We start from the raw sequence: 11,917 nt of genomic DNA, 5'->3' as shown, positions 1-11,917 counted from the left end.
CTCACTTCACTCCGGCGTCGATGAGCGCCTGCGTCGCCTCGCGGACCGTGGCCTCCTGCTCGGCCGTGAGCGGCTGCCGCGGGGGACGGCATCCGCCGCCGTTGCGGCCGATCATGTCCTGGCCGAGCTTGATCGCCTGGATGAACTCGGTCTTGGAGTCCCAGCGCAGCACCGAGTGGAGCTGGCGGTAGAGCGGCACGGCGGTCGCGAGGTCCCCGGCGAGCGCGGCCTCGTAGAGCGCGAGAGTCGCCTGCGGGAAGACCTGCGGGTAGCCCGCGACCCAGCCCTTGGCTCCGGCGATCGCGACCTCGAGCACCGTGTCGTCGGTGCCGATCATGAGGTCGAGGCCCGGTGCGAGCTCGGAGATCTCGTAGCAGCGGCGGACGTCACCGCTGAACTCCTTGACGCCCACGACGAAGCCCTCCGAGTGCAGCTTTGCGAGGATCTGCGGCGTGAGGTCGGTCTTGGTGTCGATCGGGTTGTTGTATGCCGTCACGGGCAGTCCGACGGAGGCGATGAGCTCGAAGTGCTCGAGGATCGCCCGCTCGTCGGTGCGGTAGGCGTTCGGCGGGAGTGCCATGACCGCCTGGCACCCGGCGTCCTTGGCGAACTGGGCGTGGCGACGGGACTCACGGCCGCCGTAGGCACCGACACCCGGCATGACCGTGAAGCCCTCGGGCGCGTTGGCCACGGCCGTCTCGACGACCTTGTCGCGCTCCTCGACCGTGAGCGTCTGGTACTCCCCCAGCGACCCGTTCGGAGCCACGCCGTGCAGGCCCTGCTCGGCGAGCCACGCGACGTTCTCGCCGTAGGCCGCGTAGTCGATCTCGAGGTCGTCGGTGAACTGCAGGCTCGTCGCGACGAGCACTCCGTGCCAGGGCTTGCGGGACTCGGGCTGGGACATGAGGGCCTCCTCGGCCGGATGAACGTCGTTGTTGTCCGGGATGACGGTAGAGCGCATCGGCGACTCAGTGCAATATTACATTGCACTGCATCTCACATGGTGGTCATTCGACCTCATGACTCGGGAGACGGGCCAGTGCGCCCAGGGTCAGCGGGGCAGCGACGAGCCGTTCGCTGGCAGGGGCGGGCGCGGCCACCCCCGGTACCTCGCCACGGGCCAGGCACTCGACGGCGAAGCCGCAGATCCGCCCCTGGCACCAGCCCATGCCGGTCCGGGTCAGCTGCTTGACCTGCCGCCCGTCGCTCGCGCCCGACGCCACGGCCTCGCGCACGACGCGGTGACGAACCTCCTCGCAGCGGCAGATCGTCGTCTCGTCGTCGAGCCACGCGGGCCAGCCCGCGGGGACGGGGTGGGCCTCACGCATCGCCCGCGAGAAGGCGCGCTGGCGCGCCACAGCTCGGCGGACCGGCCGCAGGCGCACCGACGGCGCGCCGCAGCCCACCTCGCGCAGCAGTCCTTCAGCGGCAAGCCGGCCCTCGAGCCCGGCGAGCAGCGCCCCACCGATCCCGGTGGTCTCGCCCGCCGCGAGGACACCCGGCACGGAGGTGCGCTGCCAGGCATCTACGTCGACGACCGCGTTGCCGTCCTCGGAGCCGATCAGCTCACAGCCGAGGGACACGGCGAGTTCCAGCTGGGGCGTGAAGCCCCAGCCGACACCGACCGCGTCGACGGCGATGCGCTGCTGTGTCCCCTCGATCAGCCTGCCGTCGCGGTCGAGCCGGGCGACGGTGACGGCCTCCACCCGTTCGCGGCCGTGCGCTGCGACCACGGTCGACCGCACCCGGACCGGGATGCGGTGGCGCAGCAGGGCCGCGGCATACTCCACCCCCTCGACGGCCTTGCCGGGCAGGGCGGCCACCGCCCTGGCGTGGCGGAGCCAGCGCCGGGGGTCGTTCGCCTCGTGGACGCCGACGACCCGCACCCCGGCGTCGGCCAGGCCGACAGCGACAGGCAGCAGGAACGGGCCGGTGCCGGCGACAAGGACGCGGCGGCCGGCGGCGACACCACCGCCCTTGAGCAGAGCCTGGAGGGCACCCGCGGTGTAGACCCCGGGCAGGTCCCAGCCCGGGAACGGCAGCTGCCGGTCGTACGCGCCGGAGGCGACGAGCAGCCGGCGGCCCCTGAGGACGACCGCGCGGTCCGCACCGGGACGGCGCCGGTCGACGACGTGGAGCTCGATCCCGTCCTCGTCCCGGCGCACCGTCCACGCGTGGTGCCCCAGACGCAGGTCGACCAGCCCGGTTTCAGCGTGTCCCGAGATCGTGTCGACCAGCGAGCGGTATGCCGTGAGGTCATGGTGGAATCCGTCGGTTCCGCTCATCTGCGCACCAGCCGGGGGATGGCGCCAGTACTGCCCACCCAGGGCGTGCCCGGAGTCGACGAGGACGACCGAGAGGCCGCCCGAAGCGGCGGTCGCCGCGGCGGTGAGCCCAGCGGGGCCGCCCCCGGCGACGAGGAGGTCCGCGCGGGTGTGCGCGCGGGTGTGCGCGCGACGGTCCTCAGCGGTCATGTCCGCTCCCCTCCTGGGTGCTCACCTGCTGGCCGGCCTCGGCGAGGACGAGGCAGGCGCGCTCGTTGGGGAAGCCGTCGACGGTGACCAGACAGTCGAAGCAGACGCCGATCCCGCAGAACAGACCGCGGGGTGAGCCTTCGTGTCGGGTGGTCCGCCACGACGGCCGGCCGGCCGCGACCAGGGCGGCGCCGACGCTCTGTCCCGGGACGAACGCGATGTCGGTCCCGTCGAACCTGAAGGTGCTCGTGCTCACGAAGTCTCCTCGGGGATGCGCAGCAGGCGCTCGGGCAGGAAGGGTGCCGGGTCGACGCCCGCGACGAGCATCGGGTCGAGACCGGTGAGGTGCGCGGCGACGAGGTCTCCCGTCGCCGGCGCCAAGCCGATGCCCGCTCCCTCGTGCCCGCACGCGTGAAACAGGCCCGCGACGCGCGGGTCGGGGCCGATGACAGGAAGGTGGTCGGGGCAGTAGGGCCGGAAGCCGCGATAGACCCGCAGAAGCTGGACACCGGCGAGGAACGGGAAGAGCGCCACCGCCTGGGCGGCAAGGCGCTGCACGGTCAGGGGGCTCATCGAGCGGTCGAAGCCGACCCGTTCGCGGCTCGCCCCGATGAGGATGGTCCCGCCTCTCGTGCCCTCGACCACGCAGGACGTCTCGAGGCCCTCGGTGGACGCCGCGACGTTGGCGACGTAGTCCGCGGAGTAGACCTTGTGCCGCACAGACGGAGGCAGCGGCTCGGTGACGAGGACGAAGCCCTTGCGTGGGAGCACCGGCACCTCGCCGCCGAGGCGGCGACCCACCACGCCACCCCAGGTCCCGGCGCAGTTCACCACGGCGTCTGCCGCGATGACCTCGCCGGAGGTCGTCACGACGCCCCTGAGGCGGCCGTCCTGTCCGGTTCGGGCGGCCGCGACCTCCGTCCCCGGGCGGTACTGCACTCCCCGGCGGCGGGCGTCGGCGAGCACGGCGGCTGCGGCGAGAACCGGTTGCACCTGGGCGTCCTGCGGGTACCACTGGGCGCCGGCTGCCTCTGGCGTGAGGAACGGCTCCACGTGCGTGGGGTCAGTGACGGCCTCCACCTCGACGCCCACCTCGCGCTGGGCTGCGGCCAGGCGGGACAGCGGCTCGAGCGCGGCCTGGGAGGTGGCGACGACGAGTCCCCCCTTGGACTCGAGCTCCAGGGCATCGCGTCCGAGCTCGTCGCCGAGGTCCTGCCAGCGACGACGGCTCGCGAGGGCGAGGTCGAGCTCTGGCCCCGGCGGCTTGTCGGAGACGAGGACGTTGCCCTCGCCCCGGCTCGTCGTGCCTGAGCCCACCTGGTCGCGATCGAGCACGACCACCTCGCAGCCGGCGACGACGGCGGCCCGGGCCACGCAGGCCCCGATGATGCCGGCTCCGACGACGACGACCCTCATCGGTCCGCTCCACGCATAGTGCAATGTTACATGGCACTGTTAGCATCATGGCGTTCTCGGACCTCGCGACCCCATGGAGCCTGTCATGAATGTCACCGGAGCGACCCTCATCCGCGGCCAGTGGAGCCCCGGCACCGGCCCGGCCCTGCACGCCGTGAACCCGGCCACGGGGCAGTCCCTGCCCGGGGACTTCCACGAGTCCGGTCCGGAGCAGGTCGAGGTGGCCTGCCGGGCCGCCGCCGAGGCGGCACCGGCCTACCGCGCCGTCCCCCGCGAGCAGCGCGCGAGCTTCCTCGAGGCGATCGCGGACGAGATCGACGCCCTCGGCGACGTGCTCACCGAGCGTGTGGTTGCCGAGACCGCACTGCCGCAGGGACGCGCGGCCGGGGAGCGCGGCCGCACGGTGAACCAGCTCCGGCTCTTCGCCAGCGTCGTGCGCGACGGCGACTACCTCGGCCGCCGCCACGACACCGCCCTTCCCGACCGCCAGCCGCTGCCGCGTCCGGACCTACGCCTCACCCACGTGCCCGTCGGCCCGGTGGCTGTGTTCGGCGCGAGCAACTTCCCCCTGGCCTTCTCGGTCGCCGGCGGCGACACCGCATCCGCGCTGGCGGCCGGCTGCCCGGTCGTCGTCAAGGCCCACCCCGCGCACCCCGGCGTCTCCGAGCTCGTCGCCGGCGCGGTCCAGCGCGCCGCCGAGCGCACCGGCATGCCGGAGGGTGTCTTCTCGATGCTCCACGGCGGCGCCGAGGTCGGCCAGGCACTCGTCGTGGACCCGCGGATCCGCGCGGTCGGCTTCACCGGCTCCCGCGGGGGCGGCCTCGCACTCGTCGAGGCCGGTCAGCGCCGCGAGGTGCCCATTCCCGTCTATGCCGAGATGTCGTCGGTCAACCCGGTCGTCGTCCTACCCGGTGCGCTCGCCGACCCGGGCGCGCTCGCCCGGGAGTTCGCCGGCTCGCTCGTCAAGGAGGCCGGCCAGTACTGCACGAACCCCGGCCTCGTCTTCGTCCCGACAGGGGATGACGGCGACGCCTTCGTCGACGCCTCGGCCGCCGAGCTCGCGCAGTCCCCGGCCCAGGTCATGCTCACCCCTGCCATCGCGCAGGCCTGCGCGCAGGGAGTCCAGGCCTGGCGAGCCGTCGAGGGCGTCGAGGTCGTGGCGGCCGGAGAGGTCACCGACGCCACGGCGACCCCGACCCTCGTCACGACCGACCTCGACGTCTTCCGCCGCGAGCAGGGCCTGTCCGCGGAGGTCTTCGGACCGGCGGGGCTCGTCGTGCGCTACCCCTCAGTCGAGGAGCTCGTCGACGTCCTGGCCGGCATCGAGGGCCAGCTCACGGCAACGGTCCACGGGACCGTCCAGGACCACGACGCTGCCCAGCGCGTGCTCCCGGTCCTCGAGGACCGGGCCGGCCGCGTCCTCTGGGGCGGGTGGCCCACCGGGGTCGAGGTGGCGACCGCGATGGTCCACGGCGGCCCGTTCCCAGCGACCTCAGCCCCGGCGACGACCTCTGTCGGCACTCTCGCCATCGCTCGGTTCCTCCGTCCGGTGAGCTACCAGAACCTGCCCGAGGAGCTCCTGCCCGTCGAGCTACGCTGACGCGCGTGCCCCGAGCCTCGACTGTCCCGGCCCCGCTCCTCGTCCTCGGCGGCATCGTCTCGGTCCAGTTCGGAGCCACTCTCGCCGCCCTGCTCATCCCCCGGATCGGAGCCGGCGGGTCCGTGCTGCTGCGACTGCTCTTCGCTGCCGCCGTCATGCTCGTCGTCGCCCGCCCCACCCTGCGCGGGCACTCACGGGCCGCGGTGCGCACCGTGCTGACCTTCGGACTCATCCTCGGCGCGATGAACTTCTTCTTCTACAGCTCGCTGGCCCACCTGCCGATCGGCGTGGCCGTCACCGTCGAGTTCATCGGTCCGCTCACCCTCGCGGCCGTCCTCTCCCGCAGGCCGCGTGATGCCATCGCCGTGCTCTGCGCCGGCGCCGGGGTCGTCCTCGTGTCCCGGGCGTTCGAGGTGCCGTTCGCCGAGCTGGAGTGGCGTGGGCTGGGTCTTGGGCTCCTCACCGGAGCGTGCTGGGCGGCATACATCGTGTTCTCCCGACGCACGGGTGCGGCCTTTCCCCAGCTGCAGGGACTTGCCATCGCCCTGTGCGTCGCGTCGCTCGTCGTCCTCCCCCTCGGAGCCGGCTCGGCGCCGGAGTGGGACCGGACCGTCCTCCTCGAGGGGCTCGGCATCGCGGTCCTCTCCTCGGTCCTCCCCTACTCCTTGGAGCTCGTCGCCCTGCGCACCCTCGCGGCGAAGGTGTTCGGGATCCTGCTCTCGCTCGAGCCGGCGGTTGCCGCGCTTGCCGGTTTCCTCGTGCTGCGCCAGAGCCTGAGCACCCTGCAGCTCGTCGGTATGGCCCTCGTCGTGCTCGCCTCCGCGATCGTGCTCGGGGTGAGCGCACGCCAGGACCCCGCCGAGGCGACCGGGTCCTAGGCGGTGTCGAGCTGGGAGTGAGTAGCCTCAGAAGACGGCGAAGACCGACCTGCTGACGAAGAAGCCGTGTCCCGTCCCGGGCGTCCAGCAGGTCAGCCCCTGCTCCTCACTGAGGCACCGAACTCCACCCTTCAGCTGGTTCACGGTTCCGTACTCGAACGTCGGGGCATCGGGGTGCAGGGCGGCGGGTGGCGGGTCTCCCCGACATGAACCGAGCGTTGTCCTCGGCGGGGAGAACGAGATCTCGCCTTCGGCCCAGTCCTCGGCGCAGTCCCGGGGCCTTTCCGGGGTCGGGAAGTCGGTCTTGTCCACCAGGCAGGAGAGGAGGCCACCCACCTCATCGGTGCACCGGATGTTCCCGCTGGGGGTGACGAAGCTGTGCAGCGTGACCGTCTTCGCCTTCGAGGGCGGCTTCGGTGGGAACTGGTGTGTGGTCGGAGCGGCACTCGAGCTGGCGGTTGCGGTTGCGGTCACCGTCGTCGTCACCGTGGTGGGAGGTCGCGGTGGCGGGTCGGGACTACATCCTGTGAGCGCCGTCAGAGCACCCAGGACCAGGCATGTCGAGATGCTGGACCGGACCATCCTCGGAAACTACGCCTCTCCGGCGAGGCCGATGCCGGAATGGGAGTTCCGAGGAGGTCCTGAACGCAGTGGCGACCGGTATGCCGGGTGCGCCGGTCAACTGCTGAGCTCCGCCTTCGCGTCGCGACGCGACTTCCACAGGCTCGCCACCGTGGTGACGCCGAGGATGACGACGATCGCACCGAGGGAGACGGCGATCGGGATGTCCCAGACCTTGAAGTGCTCGCCACCGTTGATGAAGGGCAGCTCGTTCTCGTGGAGGGCGTGGAGGATGAGCTTGACGCCGATGAAGGCGAGCAGCACGGCCAGGCCCAGGCTGAGGTAGACGAGCTTCTGCAGCAGTCCGCCGAGCAGGAAGTAGAGCTGTCGCAGGCCCATGAGGGCGAACAGGTTGGCCGTGAGGACGAGGTAGGGCTCCTTGGTGAGCCCGTAGATCGCCGGGATGGAGTCCAGGGCGAAGAGCAGGTCGGTGGTGCCCAGGGCGAGGACCACGATGAACAACGGGGTGACGACCCGCTTGGCGTTCTCCTTGGCGAAGAGCCTGCCGCTCCACTCCGTGGTGGACGGCAGCGTCCGCTCGACCCACTTCATGAAGCGGTTTTCCTCGAACTCCTCGTCGTCGCTCTCACCCTCGGTCGCGAGCTTGACCGCGGTGTAGATGAGGAACGCGCCGAAGATGTAGAACACCCACGAGAAGTTGTTGATCGCGGCGGCGCCCAGCCAGATGAAGATGCCGCGCAGCACGATCGCGATGATGATGCCCCACATGAGGGCCACCTGCTGGAACTTCTCGGGCACGGCGAACTTCGCCATGATCAGCAGGAAGATGAAGAGGTTGTCGACCGAGAGTGAGTACTCGGTCAGCCAGCCGGCATAGAACTCACCCGCGAGCTGGCTCCCGTGGCTGAGCCACACCCAGATCCCGAAGAGGACTGCGGCACCGACATAGAAGGACAGCGTGACGCTGAGCTCCTTGGTCGAGGGCCGGTGTGGGTTCCGGGCGATCATCACGACGTCGAAAATGAGGACAGCGGCAGCGATGCCGAGGGTGAGGAACCACTGCCAGGTGGCGACGTTCATCGACTCGGTCGCAGTGGACAGGCTGGTCAGGGTGGAGGCGGAATGCACGCGGGCAACCTTCCGAGGTTGGGGACATGGCCCGGAGGTCTCTCCCGCCCGAGTGGGACGGACCGACTCCCCGGGCGATGTGCCGCCGTGATGACGAGGTAGCCGCGCTGGGGATACTCCCCTCCGCTGGTCCGAATTCTCTCACGGCTTCGCACGTGAGGTGAATTCTGACCATCGGAGTGGGCCCGCCCTCCGCCCCGGAGTCGCTCACGGCTTCGCACGTGAGGTGAATTCTGACCATCGCAGTGGGCCCGCCCTCCGCCCCSGAGTCGCTCACGGCTTCGCACGTGAGGTGAATTCTGACCATCGGAGTGGGCCCGCCCTCCGCCCCCGAGTCGCTCACGGCTTCGCACGTGAGGTGAATCGAGACAACTCGAGCGCCCGTATGCCGTCCGCTCACCTTTGCGTTGTCGCACGTAAGTGTCGGTTCGCCGCAGTCCCATCCGCGCTCCGCGCGCTGAGCGCACTTTGCGCTCCCGCCAGGCCCAGCCAGCGGCGAACAGACACTTACGCGCTCCTGCTGGGCCGCGCTCCGCTTACGCTTCGGGCGTGCCTACTCGGAGGTTGGTGATCGCGGCGGCTGCTGCTCTCCCCCTCGCGGCGTGTGAGGTACCAGCGCCCGATGCGACGACTGATGGAGATGGCCCGGTGCGGATCACGTATGGCGACGACGAGAGCCAGTTCGGCGAGCTCAGCCGACCGGACGGGGCCAGCAAGGGGGTCGTCGTCGTCATCCACGGCGGCTTCTGGAAGGCGGAGTACGACCTGGAGCTGGGTCGACCCCTGGCGCGTTCCCTCGTGGAACGCGGGTGGACGGCGTGGAACATCGAGTACCGCCGGGTCGGCAACGGTGGCGGCACCCCGCAGACCTGTGACGACGTCAGTGCGGCGATCGACCGCCTCAGCACCGTCGACGGGCTGGACACCACCACGGTGCTCGCACTCGGCCATTCGGCCGGTGGCCACCTCGCCGTCTGGGCTGCAGGCAGGCAGCACCAGGAGAGATGGCACGACGCCACGGTCCGCGTCACCGGCGCCCTCTCGCAGGCCGGGGTCCTCGACCTGCGCGCCGCCCATCAGGCAGGGCTCGGTGACGGAGCGGTCGAGAGGTTCCTGGGCCATGCGCCCACGGCCTCGGACAGCGCCTACGACCCGATGCAGCAGCTCCCGCTGGACGTCCCCGTGCGCTGCATCCACGGCCGGAGCGACGACATCGTCCCGCCGAGCCAGTCGGCGGACTACGTCGCGGCAGCCACGCGTGCGGGTGCCGACGCGTCAGCCGTCGAGGTGGACGGCGACCACTTCACCGTCATCGACGTGGACTCCAGCGTGTGGACGCGTCAGCTCGAGCTGCTCGACGAGCTCGCCGGCCGCTGAGCCCGGGGCAGCTTGGCGACGACGAGGTCGTAGGACGTGTCGACCGCCTCGCGGATGGCCTCGTCGGGGATCGCACCACTCAGGCGAAGGGTGTTCCAGCCATGGCGACCGATGTAGGCCATGACCGAGGCGTCTCCGGGGAACTCGGCGATCCACTCGTCGGCCTCGGACCGCGACCCGAGCTTGACGCCGACTCCCGCCCCACCGAGGAAGGCGAAGATCTTGTCACCGACCTTGGCGACGTCGTCACCCTCCCACGGCTGATCGGCCCACGCCCCCGGCTTGGCGAGGGCGTGGGCCGCGACCTCGTCGTGCGTCAGGCGGGTCGTCATCGCGTGGCTTCGTGGAGCTGGCGCAGCTCCTTCTTGAGGTCACCCAGCTCGTCGCGCAGGCGTGCGGCCAGCTCGAAGTGGAGGTCCGCCGCCGCCTGGTGCATCTGGGTCGTGAGCTCCTGGATGAGGTTGGCGAGGTCACCGGCCGCCATGTCGGAGTGCCGGTTCGTGCCCGCCGTGGCTTGGTCGGCCACCAGGGCACCACGCCCGCCCCGACCACCGTCGCTCTTGCCCCGTGAGCGCGCGCGTCCGGAACCGAGCAGCTCCTCGGTGTCGGCGTCCTCGCGCTCGAGCAGGTCGGTGATGTCGGCGATCTTCTTGCGGAGGGGCTGGGGGTCGACACCCTTCTCGAGGTTGTAGGCGATCTGCTTCTCGCGCCGCCGGCTCGTCTCGTCGACGGCCTCCTGCATCGACGGCGTGACCTTGTCGGCATACATGTGCACCTGGCCCGAGACGTTGCGGGCTGCTCGGCCGATGGTCTGGATGAGCGAGCGGGCCGACCGAAGGAAGCCCTCCTTGTCGGCGTCGAGGATCGACACCAGCGAGACCTCGGGCAGGTCGAGGCCCTCGCGCAGGAGGTTGATCCCGACGAGGACGTCGTACTCGCCCATGCGCAGCTCGCGCAGCAGCTCCACGCGGCGCAGGGTGTCGATGTCGGAGTGGAGGTAGCGCACGCGCACCCCCTTGTCGAGGAGGTAGTCGGTGAGGTCCTCGGCCATCTTCTTGGTGAGGGTCGTGACGAGCACGCGCTCGTTGCGCTGCGCCCGCACGTTGATCTCGTGGAGGAGGTCGTCGATCTGGCCCTTGGTCGGCTTGAGGACGATCTCGGGGTCGATGAGCCCGGTCGGCCGGATGATCTGCTCCACGACGCCGTCGGCCTGCGCCATCTCGTAGTTGCCCGGCGTCGCCGACAGGTAGACGGTCTGGCCGATGCGCTCGAGGAACTCCTCCCACTTGAGTGGGCGGTTGTCCATCGCCGACGGCAGCCGGAAGCCGTGGTCCACGAGGGTGCGCTTGCGGGAGGCGTCGCCTTCGTACATCGCGCCGATCTGCGGCACCGTCACGTGCGACTCGTCGAGGACGAGCAGGAAGTCCTCGGGGAAGTAGTCGAGCAGGCAGTTGGGCGCGGAGCCGGCGGTGCGACCGTCGAGGTGCATCGAGTAGTTCTCGATGCCCGAGCAGGAGCCCACCTGGCGCATCATCTCGATGTCGTAGGTCGTGCGCATGCGCAGCCGCTGGGCCTCGAGCATCTTGCCCTGGCTCTCGAACGTCCGCAGCTGCTCCTCGAGCTCGTGCTCGATCCCCGCGATGGCGCGCTCCATGCGGTCCGGGCCGGCGATGTAGTGGGAGGCCGGGAAGACGTACATCTCGGTCTCCTCACGCACGATCTCGCCGGTGAGGGGGTGCAGGGTGTAGATCTTGTCGACCTCGTCGCCGAAGAACTCGATGCGCACCGCGAGCTCTTCGTACATCGGGATGATCTCGACGGTGTCGCCGCGCACGCGGAAGGTCCCGCGCGTGAACGCCAGGTCGTTGCGGGTGTACTGCATCTGCACGAACCGCCGCAGCAGGTCGTCGCGGTCGAGCTCGTCGCCGACCCGCAGCTGCACCATCTTGTCGACGTACTCCTGCGGGGTGCCGAGACCGTAGATGCACGACACGGACGCCACGACGATGACGTCGCGGCGGGTGAGCAGCGAGTTGGTCGCCGAGTGCCGCAGCCGCTCGACCTCGTCGTTGATCGAGCTGTCCTTCTCGATGTAGGTGTCGGTCTGCGGCACGTAGGCCTCGGGCTGGAAGTAGTCGTAGTAGCTCACGAAGTACTCGACCGCGTTGTTGGGCAGCAGCTCCCGGAACTCGTTGGCCAGCTGGGCGGCGAGGGTCTTGTTGGGGGCCATGACCAGGGTCGGCCGCTGCACCTGCTCCACGAGCCATGCCGTCGTCGCCGACTTGCCGGTGCCGGTGGCGCCGAGGAGCACGACGTTCTGCTGGCCCGCGTTGATCCGCTCGGTCAGGTCCTTAATCGCCGTCGGCTGGTCACCGGCGGGCTGGAACTCGGACACGACCTGGAACGGGGCGACGGTGCGCTTCAAGTCAGTGGTGGGACGCATACGACCACGGTATGCCGTG

11 protein-coding genes are annotated in these 11,917 nt (G+C 70.5%); 3 read left to right on the top strand and 8 right to left on the bottom strand.

What is annotated here, in order from left to right; all coding sequences use genetic code 11:
* Position 1 precedes the first annotated feature (1 nt).
* From ASG74_RS12295 to ASG74_RS12280, 4 genes are read right to left on the bottom strand one after another with little or no spacing between them, the layout of a single operon-like run.
* Positions 2-961 carry a dihydrodipicolinate synthase family protein gene (locus ASG74_RS12295; RefSeq protein ID WP_327035076.1) on the bottom strand — a complete coding sequence of 320 codons (960 nt, stop codon included), beginning with the start codon at positions 959-961 and terminating at the stop codon, positions 2-4.
* Positions 962-1,007: 46 nt separating this feature from the next.
* Positions 1,008-2,474, bottom strand: a complete 1,467-nt coding sequence (locus ASG74_RS12290; RefSeq protein ID WP_056143856.1) for an FAD-dependent oxidoreductase — start codon at positions 2,472-2,474, stop codon at positions 1,008-1,010.
* Positions 2,464-2,730 carry a (2Fe-2S)-binding protein gene (locus ASG74_RS12285; protein ID WP_056143853.1) on the bottom strand — a complete coding sequence of 89 codons (267 nt, stop codon included), beginning with the start codon at positions 2,728-2,730 and terminating at the stop codon, positions 2,464-2,466. Before ASG74_RS12285 ends, ASG74_RS12290 begins: the two co-directional genes overlap by 11 nt.
* Positions 2,727-3,890 carry an NAD(P)/FAD-dependent oxidoreductase gene (locus ASG74_RS12280; protein WP_056143850.1) on the bottom strand — a complete coding sequence of 388 codons (1,164 nt, stop codon included), beginning with the start codon at positions 3,888-3,890 and terminating at the stop codon, positions 2,727-2,729. Before ASG74_RS12280 ends, ASG74_RS12285 begins: the two co-directional genes overlap by 4 nt.
* Before the next feature lie 85 nt (positions 3,891-3,975).
* Here ASG74_RS12280 and ASG74_RS12275 point away from each other — a divergent pair, with 85 nt between their 5' ends.
* Together ASG74_RS12275 and ASG74_RS12270 are read left to right on the top strand one after the other, a co-directional pair.
* Complete coding sequence (locus ASG74_RS12275; protein WP_082569723.1) at positions 3,976-5,490, top strand: aldehyde dehydrogenase (NADP(+)); 1,515 nt, start codon at positions 3,976-3,978, stop codon at positions 5,488-5,490.
* 5 nt (positions 5,491-5,495) lie between these two features.
* Positions 5,496-6,368 carry an EamA family transporter gene (locus ASG74_RS12270; RefSeq protein ID WP_056143843.1) on the top strand — a complete coding sequence of 291 codons (873 nt, stop codon included), beginning with the start codon at positions 5,496-5,498 and terminating at the stop codon, positions 6,366-6,368.
* 27 nt (positions 6,369-6,395) lie between these two features.
* Here ASG74_RS12270 and ASG74_RS12265 read toward each other — a convergent pair whose 3' ends face one another.
* Together ASG74_RS12265 and ASG74_RS12260 are read right to left on the bottom strand one after the other, a co-directional pair.
* Entirely contained in the window at positions 6,396-6,842 is a 447-nt protein-coding gene (locus ASG74_RS12265; protein ID WP_156465394.1) for a DUF6636 domain-containing protein, read from the bottom strand.
* 204 nt (positions 6,843-7,046) lie between these two features.
* Positions 7,047-8,030: a TerC family protein gene (locus ASG74_RS12260; protein WP_056144715.1), complete on the bottom strand. Its 984-nt coding sequence runs from the start codon at positions 8,028-8,030 to the stop codon at positions 7,047-7,049.
* 696 nt (positions 8,031-8,726) lie between these two features.
* Here ASG74_RS12260 and ASG74_RS12255 point away from each other — a divergent pair.
* Positions 8,727-9,455, top strand: a complete 729-nt coding sequence (locus ASG74_RS12255) for an alpha/beta hydrolase family protein (RefSeq protein ID WP_235498937.1) — start codon at positions 8,727-8,729, stop codon at positions 9,453-9,455.
* Here ASG74_RS12255 and ASG74_RS12250 read toward each other — a convergent pair.
* Both ASG74_RS12250 and uvrB read right to left on the bottom strand, forming a co-directional pair.
* Positions 9,419-9,787: an MmcQ/YjbR family DNA-binding protein gene (locus ASG74_RS12250; RefSeq protein WP_200942604.1), complete on the bottom strand. Its 369-nt coding sequence runs from the start codon at positions 9,785-9,787 to the stop codon at positions 9,419-9,421. The genes ASG74_RS12255 and ASG74_RS12250 overlap by 37 nt on opposite strands.
* A complete protein-coding gene (uvrB, locus tag ASG74_RS12245; RefSeq protein ID WP_056143833.1) occupies positions 9,784-11,898 on the bottom strand; it encodes an excinuclease ABC subunit UvrB in 2,115 nt (704 codons plus the stop codon). Before uvrB ends, ASG74_RS12250 begins: the two co-directional genes overlap by 4 nt.
* Positions 11,899-11,917 lie beyond the last annotated feature (19 nt).

It is taken from the genome of Knoellia sp. Soil729 (assembly GCF_001427985.1).
Classification (GTDB): domain Bacteria; phylum Actinomycetota; class Actinomycetes; order Actinomycetales; family Dermatophilaceae; genus Knoellia.
This window is presented reverse-complemented; position numbering and strand designations above follow the sequence as displayed.

Excerpts from the sequence above, each read along its gene's own strand:
- ASG74_RS12290 (WP_056143856.1), bottom strand. The coding sequence starts at position 2,474 with ATGACCGCTGAGGACCGTCGCGCGCACACCCGCGCGCACACCCGCGCG.
- ASG74_RS12280 (WP_056143850.1), bottom strand. The coding sequence starts at position 3,890 with ATGAGGGTCGTCGTCGTCGGAGCCGGCATCATCGGGGCCTGCGTGGCC.
- ASG74_RS12260 (WP_056144715.1), bottom strand. The coding sequence starts at position 8,030 with ATGAACGTCGCCACCTGGCAGTGGTTCCTCACCCTCGGCATCGCTGCC.
- ASG74_RS12250 (WP_200942604.1), bottom strand. The coding sequence starts at position 9,787 with ATGACGACCCGCCTGACGCACGACGAGGTCGCGGCCCACGCCCTCGCC.
- ASG74_RS12295 (WP_327035076.1), bottom strand. The coding sequence starts at position 961 with ATGCGCTCTACCGTCATCCCGGACAACAACGACGTTCATCCGGCCGAG.
- ASG74_RS12275 (WP_082569723.1), top strand. The coding sequence starts at position 3,976 with ATGAATGTCACCGGAGCGACCCTCATCCGCGGCCAGTGGAGCCCCGGC.
- uvrB (WP_056143833.1), bottom strand. The coding sequence starts at position 11,898 with ATGCGTCCCACCACTGACTTGAAGCGCACCGTCGCCCCGTTCCAGGTC.